The sequence below is a fragment of the Parahoeflea olei genome, assembly GCF_001703635.1.
GTDB classification, from domain to species: Bacteria; Pseudomonadota; Alphaproteobacteria; order Rhizobiales; family Rhizobiaceae; genus Hoeflea; species Hoeflea olei.
In genome coordinates this window covers 18804-35837 of record NZ_LQZT01000023.1, presented here as the reverse complement: position 1 = coordinate 35837, position 17034 = coordinate 18804, and the positions used below count along the sequence as shown (strand labels likewise).

Annotated in this window: 12 protein-coding genes and 1 tRNA gene; 5 read left to right on the top strand and 8 right to left on the bottom strand. The window is 66.8% G+C overall.

The window, feature by feature from the left end:
* Nucleotides 1-421 precede the first annotated feature (421 nt).
* Genes AWJ14_RS13085 through AWJ14_RS13075 form a run of 3 tightly spaced genes read left to right on the top strand, consistent with a single transcriptional unit; the run spans nucleotide 422 to nucleotide 5560 of the window.
* Nucleotides 422-1045, top strand: coding sequence for a TetR/AcrR family transcriptional regulator (locus AWJ14_RS13085; protein WP_066179845.1), 624 nt, complete (start codon nucleotides 422-424; stop codon nucleotides 1043-1045).
* Nucleotides 1046-1056: 11 nt separating this feature from the next.
* Entirely contained in the window at nucleotides 1057-2262 is a 1206-nt protein-coding gene (locus AWJ14_RS13080; protein ID WP_066179840.1) for an efflux RND transporter periplasmic adaptor subunit, read from the top strand.
* Between the two features lie 10 nt (nucleotides 2263-2272).
* Nucleotides 2273-5560 (top strand): efflux RND transporter permease subunit, encoded by a 3288-nt coding sequence (locus AWJ14_RS13075; protein WP_066179837.1) that lies wholly within the window; start codon nucleotides 2273-2275, stop codon nucleotides 5558-5560.
* A gap of 13 nt (nucleotides 5561-5573) precedes the next feature.
* On the opposite strand, the gene AWJ14_RS13070 is transcribed toward AWJ14_RS13075, so the two are convergent.
* The 5 genes from AWJ14_RS13070 to AWJ14_RS13050 form a co-directional block, all read right to left on the bottom strand.
* Nucleotides 5574-6260 (bottom strand): ABC transporter ATP-binding protein, encoded by a 687-nt coding sequence (locus tag AWJ14_RS13070; protein WP_066179834.1) that lies wholly within the window; start codon nucleotides 6258-6260, stop codon nucleotides 5574-5576.
* Nucleotides 6257-7009 carry an ABC transporter ATP-binding protein gene (locus AWJ14_RS13065; RefSeq protein WP_066179831.1) on the bottom strand — a complete coding sequence of 251 codons (753 nt, stop codon included), beginning with the start codon at nucleotides 7007-7009 and terminating at the stop codon, nucleotides 6257-6259. The genes AWJ14_RS13070 and AWJ14_RS13065 overlap by 4 nt, the downstream gene beginning before the upstream one ends.
* A complete protein-coding gene (locus AWJ14_RS13060; protein ID WP_066179822.1) occupies nucleotides 7002-7991 on the bottom strand; it encodes a branched-chain amino acid ABC transporter permease in 990 nt (329 codons plus the stop codon). The genes AWJ14_RS13065 and AWJ14_RS13060 overlap by 8 nt, the downstream gene beginning before the upstream one ends.
* Nucleotides 7984-8904, bottom strand: coding sequence for a branched-chain amino acid ABC transporter permease (locus AWJ14_RS13055; protein WP_066179818.1), 921 nt, complete (start codon nucleotides 8902-8904; stop codon nucleotides 7984-7986). Before AWJ14_RS13055 ends, AWJ14_RS13060 begins: the two co-directional genes overlap by 8 nt.
* A 79-nt stretch (nucleotides 8905-8983) precedes the next feature.
* Nucleotides 8984-10126, bottom strand: a complete 1143-nt coding sequence (locus AWJ14_RS13050; RefSeq protein WP_066179815.1) for an ABC transporter substrate-binding protein — start codon at nucleotides 10124-10126, stop codon at nucleotides 8984-8986.
* A 238-nt stretch (nucleotides 10127-10364) separates the two neighbouring features.
* Here AWJ14_RS13050 and AWJ14_RS13045 point away from each other — a divergent pair, with 238 nt between their 5' ends.
* Nucleotides 10365-10601, top strand: a complete 237-nt coding sequence (locus AWJ14_RS13045; protein WP_066179811.1) for an Lrp/AsnC ligand binding domain-containing protein — start codon at nucleotides 10365-10367, stop codon at nucleotides 10599-10601.
* A 118-nt stretch (nucleotides 10602-10719) separates the two neighbouring features.
* On the opposite strand, the gene AWJ14_RS13040 is transcribed toward AWJ14_RS13045, so the two are convergent.
* The 3 genes from AWJ14_RS13040 to AWJ14_RS13030 form a co-directional block, all read right to left on the bottom strand.
* The gene (locus tag AWJ14_RS13040) at nucleotides 10720-11172 is read right to left on the bottom strand and encodes a hypothetical protein (RefSeq protein WP_083220248.1); all 453 of its coding nucleotides are present in this window, start codon (nucleotides 11170-11172) and stop codon (nucleotides 10720-10722) included.
* A gap of 182 nt (nucleotides 11173-11354) precedes the next feature.
* Nucleotides 11355-11431 (bottom strand) — tRNA-His (locus AWJ14_RS13035).
* A 206-nt stretch (nucleotides 11432-11637) separates the two neighbouring features.
* Entirely contained in the window at nucleotides 11638-12096 is a 459-nt protein-coding gene (locus AWJ14_RS13030; RefSeq protein WP_066179801.1) for a phasin family protein, read from the bottom strand.
* 273 nt (nucleotides 12097-12369) lie between these two features.
* Here AWJ14_RS13030 and AWJ14_RS22230 point away from each other — a divergent pair, with 273 nt between their 5' ends.
* Nucleotides 12370-16749: a PAS domain-containing sensor histidine kinase gene (locus tag AWJ14_RS22230; protein WP_066179799.1), complete on the top strand. Its 4380-nt coding sequence runs from the start codon at nucleotides 12370-12372 to the stop codon at nucleotides 16747-16749.
* Nucleotides 16750-17034 lie beyond the last annotated feature (285 nt).

Genomic DNA, 17034 nt, shown 5'->3' with positions numbered 1-17034 from the left:
GCCCGGGATATCGGGACAGCGGCGCGGCGGCGACAGTCAAGCCCCACGGGCAACCCCTGCCCCGGTGCCACGGGAGCCAGGCAATGCTGGCCATTGGCTGCGGCTCCTGCGCATCTTGGCCCGCCATCCCCTTGAGAGATATCACCGGATGCGGCGCGGCCGTTCAGCCGCCCCGGCTGGACAGAGCCCCGACATTCGCGCGATCCGGCGGCTCTGCCGGGCCGGCAGCGGCCGGCCTGGCCGGGGTGGGGATGCCTCCCGATCTCGTCCGATCCGGAAATCTTCCGCAGGACCTGCTTGATGAATGAATATTCATTCACTATATTCCACGCCGATGCATGACCGGGAGGACGGCTCCAAGCGCCTCGTCCCCTGTCCCTGTGCAGGCTGACTTTTTCTCATCAGCTTCAGGACATGTCCGATGGACGCCGCCTCAGTCGACATCACCAGCCCGCGTGTGACGGAAATCCTCGACAAGGTGAAATCCGTCTTTGCACTCAATGGCTTCGACGGCGCATCCATGCAGGATCTGGCGCAAGCCGCGCAGATGAGCGTGGGCAATTTCTACCGCTATTTCCCGTCCAAGGACGCCATCATCACCGCGCTCGTCAGGCGCGACACGATGGAGATCGAAGCGCTTTTCGATGCGATCAGGGCCGCGCCCGATCCCGGCGCGATGTTCATGCATCTGCTCAGGCAACGCATCGAAGTGCTGCCGCTCGAGGAAGCGGCGCTATGGAGCGAAGTCCACGCCACCGCCTTCCGCGGCCCGGACATCGCCGCACTGATGCGGGCGATGGAAGAAACCGTGCGCGCCAACATCATCGATGCGCTGGTGCGCATTCACGGCGACGACAGCGCGGAAGCCTGCGAGATCTTCGCCACGCGCGCGAATTTCATCATGATGCTGCTGCACGGTTTCACGCAGCACCGATATTGCCTGGGCGAAGGCATCAGTCCGCAAAACGCCGCCGATGTGGGCAAACTGGTGCTCGCGACCCTGCGGGACACCATTTTCGCCCCACCCGTTCCAATCCCAGCCTGACCGGAGCCAAGATGCGCACCCTGCCCGCCCTTGCCCTCATTCTTCCGCTGATGCTGGCGCCGCTCGTGCCGGCCTTGTCCGCGAATGCTGCGGAAACCGACGCGGCGGCTGAGCGCACACCGCAGCCGCCGTCGATCATCGCCGTGCGCGCGGTCGTCGAACCGATCACGGACCGGGTACTTTCGAGCGGCATGATCACCGCCCGGGAAGAGGTTCTGGTCGCGCCGCAGATCGAGGGGCTGGCGATCGAAAGCCTGAACGCCGATGTCGGCGACCGGGTCGAGGCGGGCCAGGTGCTCGCGACGCTCTCGAAGGACCAGCTGATCCTGCAGAAGAGCCAGTACAACGCCAACCGGGCGAAGGCGCTTGCCGCCATCGCCCAGCTCGAGGCGCAACTGGCCGAGGTGCGCTCGACGACCGAAGAGACCGTCAAGACCGCCACCCGCGCCCGCCAGCTTGCCGAGAAGGGCACCTACTCGACGGTGCAGGCCGAACAGGCCGAGGCGCAGGCCGTGGCCGCGAAGGCGCGCATCCGCTCGGTCGAGGAATCGATCAAGGTGGCCGAGGCCGACGTCAAGCTGATCGATGCGCAGATCGAGGATGTCGATCTGAGGCTCGCGCGCACCGAGGTCAAGGCGCCGGTGGCAGGCATTGTCAGCGCCCGCGGCGCGCGCGTGGGCGCCATCGCCGGCGCCGCAAGCCCGCTGTTCACGCTGATCCGCGACGGGCTGCTCGAACTGCGCGCCGACGTCGCCGAGGCCGACATGCAGCGCATCGCCGAAGGCCAGGGCGTGCGTATCAGCCTGATCGGCGCCTCCGGGACGGTGCAAGGCACCGTGCGGCTGATCGACCCGACGCTCAACATGACGACCCGGCTCGGCCTCGCCCGCATCGAGGTCGAAGGCGACGCCCACCTGCGCGCCGGCATGTTCGCCGACGCCGAGATCATCGTCGCCCAGCGCGACGCGGTGACGGTGCCGGTAACCTCGATCAACATGGGCGCGGACGGTGCCGATGTGCTCAAGATCGAGAACGGCGTGGCGCGGCTCACGGCGGTTACGACCGGCATCCGCGACGGCGGCCGGGTGGAGATCACCGAGGGGCTTGCCGAGGGCGACCTGATCGTCGCCAAGGCCGGCGCCTTCGTGCGTGACGGAGACCGGGTGACGCCGGTGGAGGAAACCGGCAGCGGCGGCGTCGCCGCGGTGACCGAGTGAGGCGCGTGCCATGAATTTTTCCGCCTGGGCCATCCGCAACCCGATCGCGCCGCTGCTGGCGTTCGCGCTCCTGACCATCGTCGGGCTGCAATCCTTCTTCAACCTGCCGATCACCCGGTTTCCGAATATCGACGTGCCGCTGGTGGCGATCACCGAGGTGCAGTCGGGCGCGGCGCCTTCGGAAATGGAAGCGCAGGTGACCAAGGAGATCGAGGACGCTGTTGCCGGTATCACCGGCATCGACGACATCGCCTCCACCGTCTCCGACGGCATCTCCACCACCAATGTGATCTTCCGCATGGAGGTGCCGACCGAACGCGCCGTCCAGGACGTGAAAGACGCCATCGACCGGGTGCGCGGCGACCTGCCGGGCTCCGTGGAAGAGCCGATCGTCACCCGGATCGACGTCGAGGGCCAGGCGATCATGACCTACGCGGTGCATGCGCCCGGCATGACGCTCGAAGAATCCTCCTGGTTCGTCGACGACACCGTCAAGCGGGCGCTGCAGGGCCAGCGCGGCGTGGGCAAGGTCGAGCGCTATGGCGGCGCCGACCGCGAGATCCGCATCGAACTCGATCCGGCGCGGCTCAATTCCTACGGCATCACCGCGGCCGACGTGAACCGGCAGCTGCGCGCCACCAACGCCAATCTCGGCGGCGGCCGCGGCGAGATCGGCAACCGCGAGCAGACCATCCGCACGCTCGGCGACGCCGAGGACACCGCAGCGCTCGCCAACACCACGATCGCGCTGTCGAACGGCCGCTTCGTGAAGCTCGGCGATCTCGGCACGGTGCGCGACACGTTCCAGGAACTGCGCTCGTTCGGCCGCTACAATGGCGACCAGGTGGTGGCGTTTTCGGTGTTCCGCGCCAAGGGCGCAAGCGAGATCTCCGTGGCCGAGGTGGTGACCGAGACGCTCGACAAGATCCGCGCCGATCACCCGGATGTCGAGCTCGTGCCCGTCGACGACACGGTGTTCTACACCTATGGCAACTACGAATCCGCGCTGCACACGCTCGCCGAAGGCTCGCTGCTGGCAGTGCTCGTGGTGCTGTTGTTCCTCAGGAACTGGCGCGCCACGCTGATCGCGGCGATCGCCCTGCCGCTGTCGGCGATCCCGACCTTCTTCGTCATGGACATGCTCGGCTTCTCGCTCAACCTGGTGAGCCTGCTCGCGATCACGCTCGCGACCGGGATCCTGGTCGACGACGCGATCGTCGAGGTCGAAAACATCTCGCGGCACATCCGCATGGGCAAGACGCCCTACCGGGCGGCGGTGGAGGCGGCCGACGAGATCGGGCTCGCGGTGATCGCCACCACCTTCACCATCATCGCCGTGTTCGTGCCGGTGTCGCTGATGCCGGGCATTCCGGGCCAGTATTTCAAGCAGTTCGGCATGACGGTGGCGGTCGCGGTGATGTTCTCGCTGCTGGTCGCGCGCCTGATCACGCCGATGATGGCCGCCTACCTGATGCGCGACAGCGATGCGCACGAGGAAGAGGCCGGCGGCGGACGGGTGATGCGCGCCTATACCTGGTTCGTAAGCCGCACCCTGCGCTGGCGCTACACCACGCTTTTCGCGGCGATCTGCTCGCTGGTGGTGGCAGTCTATTTCATGACGCAGGTGCCGGGCTCGTTCCTGCCGCCCGAGGACGTGTCGCGGGTGAGCGTGAGCGTCGAGCTTCCGCCCGGGGCGACGCTTGCCGACACCGACGCCACCACCCAGGCGATGCGCGACATCATCAGGGATGTCGACGGCGTGGAAAGCGTGTTCATCCTGGGCGGCACCTCGCCGCGCGGGGAACTCGACATCCGCCGCGCCTCGGTCTCGATCATGCTCAAGAAGATCGAGCATTCGATGCTCAAGAAGGTGGTCAACGGGCTTGCCAGCGCCGTGCCCGGCGATTTCATGCCGAAAATGAAGATCAACGGCCGCGTGCGCCCGCAGGCCGAGATCGAAATGGAGATCTTCGACAAGCTCGCGGCCATTCCCGACATCCGCGCCTACAAGCTCAACGACCGCGGCGACCGCGACCTGAGCTACAACGTGATCTCGACCGACAACGACGCCATCGACCGGGCGGTCGCCATCCTTGAGCCCAAGCTCAAGGCCGAAAAGGTGCTTTCGAGCGTCAGCGTGTCGGGCTCGCTGCCCCGTCCCGAGGTGCAGATCCGGCCCCGGCTCGAAGAGGCCGCGCGGCTCGGCGTCACCACCGCGCAGATCGCCGAGACCGTGCGGGTCGCCACCATCGGCGACGTCGACGCGGCACTCGCCAAGATCTCGCTCGACAACCGGCAGATCCCGATCCGGGTGCAGCTCGATCCGGACTATCGCACCGACATCGACCGCATCGCCAATCTGCGCGTCTCAACCGCCACCGGCGCGTCGGTGCCGCTGAAGACCGTGGCCGACATCGTCATCACCCAGGGCCCCTCCACCATCAAGCGCTTCAACCGCGAACGCCAGGCCACCATCGGCGCGAGCCTGCCGATCGGCGTGGCGCTCAACACCGCCAAGGAGCGGTTCAACGAGGTGGTGAAGTCGACCGACCTGCCGGCCGGCGTGCAGGTGCTCGAATCCGGCGATGCCGAGGTCCAGAACGAGCTGATGACCAGCTTCGAAAACGCCATGCTGATGGGGCTTCTCCTGGTGCTGACGGTGCTGATCCTCCTGTTCAAGGACGTGATCCAGCCCTTCACCATCCTGTTCTCGCTGCCGCTCGCCATCGGCGGCGTCGCGGCAGGCCTGATCATCACCAACAATGCGCTGTCGATGCCGGTGCTGATCGGCATCCTGATGCTGATGGGGATCGTCACCAAGAACGCGATCCTGCTCGTCGATTTCGCGGTCGAGCTGATCCGCTCGGGCCGCGACCGGGTCGAGGCCATGATCGAGGCCGGGCAGAAGCGGGCGCGGCCGATCGTGATGACCTCGATCGCCATGTCCGCGGGCATGCTGCCGAGCGCGCTCGGCGTCGGCGAAGGCGGCGAATTCCGCTCGCCGATGGCGATCGCGGTGATCGGCGGCATCATCGTCTCGACGATATTGAGCCTCGTCGTGGTGCCCTCGTTCTTCCTGATCATGGACGACCTGTCACGGCTTCTGGGCCGGATCTTCGGCCGTCTGATCGGCCCGAAGGAAGAGGAAGGCGCGACGATGGAACCGCAGGCGATGACCGCGGCGCTCACCGAAACCGCGGGCGAAATCTCGGAGCTGCGGGCGCGCCTCGAAGAGCTCGAGCGCCAGGCCGGGCCGAAGCCGCCCAAGCTGGTGGTCTCCCAGCAAGCCGCGGAGTAGCGCCGGGCGCGTCTCAGACGCCGAGGAACTCGGTCTCGATCTCGCGGCTGAGATCCGCGGGCGTCCCGGTCCACACGCTCTGGCCGCGGGCGAGGATGACGCAGCGGTCGGCAACCGCGCGCAGTTCCGAAAACGCCTTGTCGATCACCAGGATCGACTGCCCGCCCTGCTTGAGCCTGGCGATCGCGGCCCAGATCTCCTGGCGCACCACCGGGGCCAGGCCCTCGGTCGCCTCATCGAGGATGAGCAGCCGCGGATTGGTCATCAGCGCGCGCGCGATCGCCAGCATCTGCTGTTCGCCGCCCGAGAGCGTCGCCGCCGTCTGCCCCATGCGCTCGCCGAGCCGCGGGAACAGCGCCGTGGCGGTCTCGACGCTCCAGGGACCGGGGCGCGCCGAGGCGAGCAGGTTTTCAGCCACCGTCAACCCCGCGAAACAGCGCCGCCCTTCCGGGGCAAGGCCGATGCCGAGCCGCGCCGCGCGGAACGAGGGCAGGCCGGCGATGTCGCGGCCGTCGAAGCGGATCGCCCCGCGCGTGGTGCGCAGCATGCGGGTGATGGCGCGCACGGTGGTGGTCTTGCCCATGCCGTTGCGGCCCATCAGTGCCACCAGTTCGCCCTGGCCCAAGGCGAGATCGACGCCGAACAGGGCCTGCGAGGCGCCGTAGAAGGCTTCGAGGCGGCTCACTTCGAGAAGGCTCATGCCTCGTCCTCCCCGAGATAGGCGGCGCGCACATCCGGATGATTGCGGATCTCGTCGGCCGTGCCACGGGCGATGATGCGGCCGGCGACCAGCACGGAGATCCGGTCGGCCAGTTGGAAAACGGCATCCATGTCGTGCTCGATCAGCAGGATCGGCGCCTCGCTTCGCAGCTTGTCGAGGAATCCCACGAGCCTGGCCGAACCTTCCTGGCCCAGGCCCGCCATCGGCTCGTCCATCAGGAAGATGCGCGGCCGCATGGCAAGCGCCATGGCGATTTCGAGAAGCCGCTTCTCGCCGTGGGAGAGTTCGCTCACGCGCACGCCGGCGCGATCGGCAAGGCCCACGCGTTCGAGTGCCTGCATGGCCTCGTCGACCAGTTCCGGGTCGCGCGCGACCTGCCCCAGGAAACCGAACACCGAACGGCGCCGCGCCTGGGCCGCGAACATGACATTGCCGCGGGCGGAGAATTCCGGGATCAGCGACGACACCTGGAAGGTTCGGGTGAGCCCGAGCCGCGCGCGGGCGATCTGGTCGAAGCCGGTGATCTCCTGGCCCGCGAACCGGATCGAGCCGGAATTGGCGGCGATTTCGCCGGCGACCAGCTTGATCAGGCTCGACTTGCCGGCGCCGTTGGGGCCGATCAGTGCATGGATTTCGCCGGGCCGGACATCGAGATTGACGCCGTCGGTCACCCTGAGCGCGCCGAAGGATTTGCTGAGATCCCTGATTTCGAGCACCGGCTCAGTCATGGCGCGCCCTCCCCGCCACCACGCCGATGAAGCCGCCGCGAGCGAACAGCACGACGGCAAGCAGCGCCGCGCCCAGGAAGAACTGCCAGTGCTCGGTAAAGCTGCCGAACACATGCTCGAACAGCACGAACAGGCAGGCGCCAACCACCGGGCCGAACAGCCGGGCGACGCCGCCCAGGATGATGAACACCATGATTTCGCCCGACAGGTGCCAGGACATCATCGACGGGCTCACGAAGCGATTGAGATCGACATAAAGCGCACCGGCAAGGCCGGTGACCATGCCCGAAATCACGAAAGCCGCGAGCCGGATCCGGTAGGGCGAAAGCCCGAGGGCGGCCACCCGGCCCTCGTTCTGGCGCACGGCCTGCAGGGCCGTGCCGAAGCGCGCGCCGGTCATCCGCCATTGCGCGACCAGCACGACCATCAGCACCGCGTAACAGAGCAGGAAGAAATCGAGCGGGCGCAGCGTGTTGATGCCGGGAAAGGCGTTGCGCACATAGATCGACAAGCCGTCCTCGCCGCCATAGGCGGGCCAGGAGATCGCGAAGAAATAGAGCATCTGCGCGAAGGCGAGCGTGATCATGATGAAATAGACGCCCGAGGTCCTGAGACTGAGCGCCCCGATCACCAGCGCGGCAAGCCCGCTCACCAGCACCGCCACCAGCCACAGGATGAGCATCTGGTTGGTGCCGTTGACAAGGAACGGCCAGGTCATCAGCGGCTCGTAGTTCTGGTGATGGCTTGCCAGGATCCCCACCGCATAGCCGCCGAGCCCGAAAAAGGCGGCATGGCCGAAGGAGACCAGGCCGCCGAGCCCGAGCGCGATGTTGAGGCCCACGCCGGCAAGCGCAAGGATCGCCGCGCGGGTGGCGAGCGTGACCATGAAGGGCTCGTCGGCGGCATGCGCCACCAGCGGCCCGGCGAGCAGCACGAGCGCCAGGACGATGTTGAGCCGGTGTTCGGTGACGAGATCACGCATTGGCGGGGAACAGTCCTTTCGGCTTGAACACCAGCACCGCCGCCATCAGCAGATAGATCAGCATCGAGGCGAGCGCCGAGCCGACGCCTGCGGCGTTGGAGGCATGCATCACGTTCGACAGGAGCATCGGAAGAAGCAGTCGGCCCATGGTGTCGACCACGCCGACGAGCAGCGCTGCGATCAGCGCGCCGCGGATCGAGCCGATGCCGCCGATGACGATGACGACGAAGGCGAGGATCAGCACCGGCTCGCCCATGCCGATCTGCACCGACTGGATGGCACCGACCAGCGCGCCGGCGAAGCCGGCAAGCGCCGCGCCGAGCGCAAAGACGACGGTGTAAAGAAAGCGGATGTCGACGCCGAGGGCCGCGATCATCTCGCGGTCGGATTCGCCGGCGCGGATCTGCATGCCGAGCCGGGTGCGACTGATCAAGAGGCCAAGGCCCGCTGCGACCGCCAGGCCTGCGATGATGATCGCCAGCCGGTAGGCCGGATAGGGCAGCCCGCCGGGCAGCGTCACGGGTCCGCTGAGAAAGGCCGGCGGATCGAGATAGAGCGGAAACGAGCCAAAAACGAAGCGCACGCCTTCGGAAAACATCAGCACCAGCGCGAAGGTCGCCAGCACCTGGTCGAGGTGATCGCGGTCGTAGAGCCTGCGGATCACCACGATTTCGACCAGCGCGCCAAGGGCTGCGGCAGCGGCGAGGCTGGCGATCAGGCCGAGCCAGAAGGAACCGGACCAGGCGGCCACGGCGGCGCAGACGAAGCCGCCCACCATGAACAGCGAGCCATGGGCCAGGTTGATCAGCCCCATGACACCGAAGATCAGCGTCAGCCCCGCCGCCATCAGGAACAGCATGACGCCGAGTTGCAGGCCGTTGAGCATCTGCTCGAGAAAAAGGGCGACAGTCATCGTCTACCGGGCTCGCGCCAGTCGCTGAAAACGGACCGGGCGGCGCGTGAAGCGGCCGCCCGGATCGGAGAAGGGAGGATCACATCTTGCAATCGGCGACGTAGGCGTCGGCGCGATCGGTAAGCGCGGTGTCGACCAGCTTGTTGGTGTAGATGTCGCCTTCCTTGATCACCTCGCGGACATAGATGTCCTGGATCGGGTGATGGTTGGGACCGAAGCTGAACTTGTCGCGGACCGACTTGAAGTCGGCGGCTTCGAGCGCCTTGCGGAAGGCATCGGCATCGGTGACGGAAGCAGACGCCATGGCCGAGAGCAACAGGTTGCCGGTGTCGTAGCCCTGCGCCGCGTAGATCGACGGCAGGCGGTTGTATTCGGCCTGGTAGGCGGCGACGAAGCCCTTGTTGGCCTCGTTGTCGAGATCCTTGGACCAGGTCGAGGTGTTCTTGACGCCGAGTGCCGCGTCGCCCACGGCCTGCAGGATGTTCTGGTCGAAGGAGAAGGCAGGCCCGATCAGCGGCACTTCGACGCCGGCGCCGGCATACTGCTTCATGAAGGAGATGCCCATGCCGCCCGGCAGGAAGAAGAACACGCCATCGGCGCCCGAGGCCCGGATTTCAGCGATCTCCGCGGCATAGTCGGTCTGGCCGAGCTGGGTGTAGATCTCGTTGGCGACCTCGCCCTTGTAGAAGCGCTTGAACCCGGACAGCGAATCCTTGCCCGCCGGGTAGTTCGGCGCCATGATGAAGACCTTCTTCATGCCCGCGGCATTGGCATATTCGCCAGCGGCTTCATGCAGGTTGTCGTTCTGGTAGGAGACCGAGAAATAGTTCGGGTTGCAGCCTGCGCCGGCGAGCTGCGAGGGCGCGGCATTGGTCGACAGGTAGAACTTGCCCTGGGCGACAGCCGACGGCACCACCGCCATGGCGAGGTTGGACCAGACGATGCCCGTGAGCACGTCGACCTTGTCGGACTGGATCAGCTTGTCGGCGAGCTGCACCGCCAGATCCGGCTTCTGCGCGTCGTCCTCGACGATCACTTCGACGTCCTTGTTGCCCGACTGCTTGATTGCCAGCAGGAAACCATCGCGGGAATCGATCCCGAGCGAGGCGCCGCCGCCCGACAGCGTGGTGATCATGCCGACCTTGACCGGCTCCGCGGATGCGGCCGCGACGCATGCGACAACAGAAACGGCCGTTGTCAGGCCCAGAATAAGCTTCTTCATGATGTTCCTCTCCACTTTGACTGCACACCCGTCTTGTATCGGGGTGTTTCCTGCAGCAGTATTCCCGAAAGGCCTTGTTTGCTGACCCTTGAAGGCAAGCTTACCAGCCGGCACGGAGAATTCCAGCGTTTTTTCAAGCTTAAAGTATTTGTCCGAGGATTGGCACTTGCGCCCGATGCGCCGGCGTGGTTCCAAGGGGATGCCAGCCAAGCTGTTTGGAAACGTAAGGAGACCGGCGATGCAGTGTTTTTTCGTGGAATTCCAGTGCAAGCTCGGACAGGCCTATGCGGTGGCCGACGAGATCGCCAACCGCGAGATCGCATCCGAGGTCTATTCGGTGAGCGGTGAGTATGACCTTCTGGCGAAGTTCTATATCGAGGACGACATCGATATCGGCCGCTTCATCGCCGAGAACGTGCACACAATCCCCGGCATCGAGCGCACCCACACGATGCTGACCTTCAAGGCCTTTTGACGCACGCCACCCGGCCCGGCCTCCGGCCGCTTTGCGCAGGATCTCCGCCTCCCGCCCGGCCGGACCTTCCCGGGGTGTCCGGGAGCGGTTCGGCCTGGAGCAGGCCTGGGACGAAAGCCTATTGGCCCGTCATTATCAGCTCAAGGTTTTCCCCGTCCGCCAGGGTCGCGGTCTCCATGAGATTGCCGCCCTGGTTCATGTCGCCGGCACGCCAGGAGACGGACGTGACGACATAATACTGCCCCGCCGCAAGGTTTTCGAAGCGAAACCGCCCTTCCCCGTTGGCGCGGGTCTTTCGGGTCATTTCGACATATCTCGGGTCGGTGGTGGCGGGATCCGGCACCAGATTGTTGAATTTTCCTCCGCGATAGAGCGCATTCATGCGCTCCGTAGCATAGGCCGTGCGCGGAATGAGAACGACGTCGGACCCGGCGGCATAGACGACGATCCCGTCATTGCGCCGGAGAAATGCCTGGCCGGAGATCGAGCCCGACCCCTGCCTGTTGATGAACTCCGCTTCTTGCGGATTGAAGCTGCTGGTAATCGTCGGCGCCGCAACACAGGCCGACAAGAACAGGCAACACCCTACCAAAGCACCACGAAAACGCACCATGCTTCGCCCCCAACGCTACAACCATGCCGCGTCAGGCAGTCAAGCACGGATGAACACGGTTGAAAAGCCGGCAAGGCCGACAGAATCGGGATGCCAAGCAAACCGAACCAGGTCCGCAGCGGAGCAGCAGTGAAAGGGAGTGGTACGATTGGGTGGGCTCGAACCACCGACCTCCGGATCCACAATCCGGCGCTCTAACCAACTGAGCTACAATCGCACGAGTCCGGGACCGGGATCATGTCCTGGCCGCCGTGTTGCCGCTCACATACGGGGATGGAGCCGATTTTGCAAGAGGGTTCAGGCCTCTCCCACGGTTTTTGAAGTCGCGGCCTGCCGGACAAGGCAAAAGGCCGGACGCGTGCGCCCGGCCTTGATCAAAACACAGCTTCGGCGATGGCCCGGATGTCGGGCGCTTCAGAGGCTTCAGGCGACCTTCAGGTCCTTCATGGTCTTTTCGGCCACGGTCTTGGCAGGCTTGGTCACGTCTTCGGCCACCTTGCGGCCGGCTTCCTGCATCATCTTGGCCTGGTCGACCATCATTTCGGCCTGCTTGCGGAAAAAGCTGGTCTGAAGCTCGATCATCTGCGCGACCGACTTGACGCCGAGCAGGGCTTCCATGTGGGCGAGCGAGTGCTCGACATTGCCGCGGGTGGCGTCGATCGCCTTGAGGCTGAGCTCGACGGTGCCGGCCTGGGCGCTTTCGAGCGTGGCCTCGATTGCCTTGGTGGCTTCCTCGGCAGCCGACTTGACCTTGGCATAGGTTTCCTTGGTCTGGTTGACCGACTTGTCGGCCATTTCGCGGTAGCCGTCGGCCATCTTGGTCATGTCGAAAGCCGGAAACTCGAAGATGTCTGCAGTGCTTGCGGTTTTCTTGGTCGCCATGTCACTTCTCCTTGAAGGATTACGGGACCGCTCATGGCCCCTTTTCTGGTTCATGAGGAGTATATAACATAATGAATGGTGCATTGCAATATTATTGTGCACCGCACCATGGAAACAAGACGGGGCGTTAACCGTTTATTGACAAATCCTCGCCGCAAGTCCGTGCCTTGCTGGACCGGTGCCGGCGCGAAAGCTATTAATCAAACCTTAACGGCCCCTTGGGCCCACGCAGGGCCGGGACCGGCCAAACAGACCGAAACTGGAATGCCGCCCATGCAGGCTCACCATTATCCGTTTATCGATCTGGCCGTGCACGCGTCCGTGCGGGAGCGTTTCGCGCGGGGCGATGCCGTGGCGGTGCTGAGCGAGAGCCTCGATGCCGTGCTCTGGGCCAACGGGGCGGCGGCGGACCTGCTGGGCTTCGACAATATCTACGACGCACTCGACGACGGCTTGGGCGGCCGCACCGCGACGCAGCGGCAGATCGAAAGCGCGCTCAGCGCCCTGCGGCGCACCGGACGGCCGCAGACCTTCATGATGCGGATGGCCTCGGGCTTTGCGCGGGCGATGACGCCGGCGACGCTTGAAGACATCACCCTGCCGGACGGCGCGCGGGCGCTGCTGATGACCAGCAGCCAGGCCGGCACGATCCTCGCGCCGGGGGCGCGGGCGCGCCGCATCATTTCCGGTTTCGAGGGAACCGGCACCCATGTGGCGGTGCTCGACCGCGACGGAATTGTGCTGGCCGCGACCAGCACCTTCGACCGCATCGGGCTTGCGCCCGGCGAGATCGCCCGGATGGTGGCCGACGTGGCAGGCGCCGGCGACCGCCTGGTCAAGCGCATGACGCAGGCGCGCATCGGCGCGATGCCGGCGGCGATCGGCCGGCTGGCCGACGATCCGGCGCTGCATCTGCTGTTCGCCGTCGAACCGCCGCAGGACGAGGCCGGGGACGCGGCGGAAGACCGCGGCGCCGATCCCGCGCCCGAGGCCGAAACCGAATTGACACTGGATCCGAACGGCCACGACAGCTCCGCAGCCGATGGCTTCGCCACCGCCGGCGCCCTCTCCTCCCCGGATCTCGGGGCTTCGAAGCAGGCCGCCGGCGACGACCGCGACGGCGCGGCCGCGCACAGCGCCCGGCCGGCCGAAACGGCGCCGGAGACACAGGCGCGGGAGACGCAGGCCCCAAAGCCGGTGCGCTTCGACATCAGCCGTATCCGTGCCGAACTCAATGCCCGGCTGGAGAAGGCCCAGGCCGAACAGGCCCGCGCCGAGCGCGACGTGCCGCCGCCCTTCGCCGAGGCCCGCAATCTCGTCGTCGGTCTCGCGGACAATGACGGCGAAGCCGACGATGCGCCCGAACCCCTCGACACCCAGGAGGCGACCGCCCGCGGGGAGGCCGCCCCCGAAGACGCGACTGCCGAAGACGGCGCGCGCATGGACACTACGGTCGGGGCAGCCGAAAACAGCCCGGACACCGGCGCCGAAGACGCGCGCCTGGCGGTCGAGGATGATGCCGCCCTGACCGCAACGCGTGCGCCGGCGGACGACGCATCCACCGAACAGGACGAACCCGGCGAGCCATCCATCCCAGCCGAGGAGCCAGATGCGAGTGCCGAGGCAACCCCGCAACCCGCTGGCGATACCGCCGCCCACGCCGAAACGGCCGCGGCGGAGGCGGAGCGGGAAGACGCGCCCCGGTCCGATGCAGCTCGATCCGGCGCTGGCATGCTCCACGCGGAAGGCGTGGACATGGCTGCGGCCCACGCGGCGGACACGTTCCGTTTCGACCCCGAGGCCCGGCCGGCGCGCTTTGTCTGGAAGATCAACCGCGAGGGCAAGTTCAGCGAAGTCTCGCCCGAATTTGCCGCGGCCGTCGGGCCGAATTCCGCCGACATCCTTGGGCGCAGCTTCCCGGATCTGGCGCGCGTGTTCAATCTCGACCCCGATCACGTGATCGCCGACCTTCTCAACCGCCGCGACACCTGGTCGGGCAAGACCGTGTACTGGCCGATCCAGGGCACCGCGCTGTCGACGCCGGTGGATCTCGCCGCCTTGCCGACCTATACCCGCGACCGCCAGTTCGACGGCTTCCGCGGCTTCGGCATCGTCCGGCTGGGCGAGACCCGGCCCGATCCCGAGGCGCTGGGCCTGGCGCTGGTGCCGGGCGCGCAGATCCGCTCGCGCGCGCAGCCCCCCTCCCCCGTGGAACCCGCGTCAAGCGCCGACGCGCCCGCGCCAGAGACCGACGAGACCGACTGGTCGGAATTCGACACCCCCCACGACGACGACGAGGCAGATCTCGAACTGCGCGAGGCCGAACAGGACCTCGACGATCTGGTCCGCCTGGACGGCGCCGGCGACGAAGATCCGGCCACGCCCGAAGACGGGGCCTCCTGGTCCGATGCGATCGATCCGGAAGATCCGTTCCGCGGCGAGCGGCCGGCGATCCGGCTGGTCGAAACCCCGATGCGGCGCGACAGCGACAAGGTCATCGACCTGGAAACGCGCCGGGCGCGCCCGCGCGACGGCCTGTCCCCGGGCGAACAGGCGGCCTTCCGCGAAATCGGCGCACGGCTGAGCGAAGCCGCGCAGCCGCAGCCGGACGCCTCCGACACGGCGGAGCCCGACCTGTCCGCCCCTGATGCGCCAGACGCATTTGGCGACGGCGACGCCCGGCCGGTGTTCGGCAAACGCCAGGCACCGGCAGCCGGCGACGAGCCCCGTGACATCGAGATCGATTTTTCCGGCCTGCCCGCCGAAGACGATATCAGCTCGGGCGACCTGCCCGGCGACGACACCGGCACGACCGACGGCGACGCCGGCCCCCAGGACGCGGAGCCCCACGGCGCCGGGGATACACGGGAGGCCGAGGCCGCCGGCATGGAGGAGTCTGCCACGGAGCCCGCGACCACGGATGCCCCCGCCGCCGACGCGCCGCAGGATGCCGCAGCCGAGGCCCCCAAGCCCCGGAGCGAATGGATCCGGCCGCAGGCGCCTGCGGCGGTGCCCTCGGCCTTTGCGCTGCCGGCACGGGTGCAGGCCAATCTCGACGCCTCACTGGTCGATGCCATTCCGGCCGCGCTGCTGGTGCATGCGGGCGAGCGCCTGATCCACGCCAATGCCGAATTCCTGGAGCTGACCGGCTATGCCTCGCTCGAGGCGCTGGCCGATGCCGGCGGGCTCGACCACCTGCTCGACCGCCCCGATGACGCGACCGCCGCCACCGATGGCGGGCTGCTGATCCGCCGCGGCGACGGCGGCGCAGGCATGGTCACCGCGCGGCTGCGCTCGGTCAACTGGGGCACCGGCCAGGCGCTGCTTCTGGCGCTGGCGCCGCTCCCCGAGGCTGCCCCCGAGACCGACCCAGCTGACGACGACGCCGCTTTCGCCGCCGCCGGCTCGCCCGACGAGGCGGCCCCGGCCCTGCCGGCAACCGACGAAACCGGCCCGGCCGACGCAACCCCGGCCGCCCTGCCCCTCACTGGCGACAGCCGTGCCGAGGGCGCAGACAATGCCGAGGCCGAAGCGCTCAGGATCGAGGCGCAGGAGCTGCGCTCGATCCTGGAGACCGCCACCGACGGCGTGGTGATCCTCGACCATGACGGCACCATCCGCTCGATGAACGGCTCGGCCTGCGCGCTGTTCAACTATGACGAGGGCGAGACCCGCGGCGAGCCCTTTGCCATGCTGTTTGCCCATGAGAGCCAGCGCGCGGTGATGGACTATGTCTCCGGCCTTGCCGAGCACGGCGTCTCGAGCGTGCTCAATGACGGGCGCGAAGTGATCGGCCGCGAGGCGTCCGGCGGCTTCCTGCCGCTGTTCATGACCATCGGCCGGCTGTCGGGCTCCAACGGCTATTGCGCGGTGCTGCGCGACATCACCCAGTGGAAGCGCACCGAGGACGAGCTGCGCACCGCCAAGCGCGCGGCCGAGACGGCGAACTCGCACAAGTCGGATTTCCTCGCCCGCGTGAGCCACGAGATCCGCACGCCGCTCAACGCCATCATCGGATTCTCCGAAATGATGGTGGAGGAGCGCTTCGGCCCGATCGGCAGCCCGCGCTATCTCGAATATGCCCATGACATCGGCAATTCGGGCAAGCATGTGCTCGACATCGTCAATGACCTGCTCGACATTTCCAAGATCGAATCCGGCCAGGAGCAGCTCGAATTCGTGGCGGTCTCGCTCAACGACCATCTGGCCGAGAGCGTGTCGCTGTTGCAGCCGATGGCCAACAGCCAGCGGGTGATCATCCGCACCAGCCTGTCGGCGAGCGTGCCCGACGTGGTGGCCGACCGCCGCTCGATCAAGCAGATCGCGCTCAACCTGCTCTCGAACGCGATCCGCTTCACGCCGTCGGGCGGGCAGATCGTGGTCTCGACCTCCTACGAGCCCTCGGGCGCCGTCGTCATCCGCATCCGCGACACCGGCATCGGCATGAACCGCAAGGAGCTCGAACAGGCGATGAAGCCGTTCGGCCAGGTGGGCCCCGGCCCGCGCCAGCGCGGCGACGGCACAGGCCTCGGCCTGCCGCTCACCAAGGCGATGGTGGAGGCCAACCGCGCCCAGTTCGACATCGTCTCGACCCCGAGCGAAGGCACGCTGGTCTCGATCTCGTTCCCGCCGCAGCGCGTGCTCGCCGACTGAGGCCGGCGCATGCCTGCCTGCTTATAAACGTGCCTGCCCGCGCATAAAAAAACGGGGAGCCCGCAAGGGTCCCCGTCCAAATCTGTCTGTGCTGTCCATCACCGGGAAAGCAGAGCTCTCCAAGGTTGACCCGAGTAAACCCCGCCAACCCTTACCGGGGTCTTGCCGGCTTCCGTAAGATTTTACTGATATGCGAAACCTTTGCCGCACGTGGTTAAAATCGGCGGTAGGGGTTTGTTAAGGGGTGGGAGGCTGGATGGGGACGAAACCGGGCTGGCTGCTATG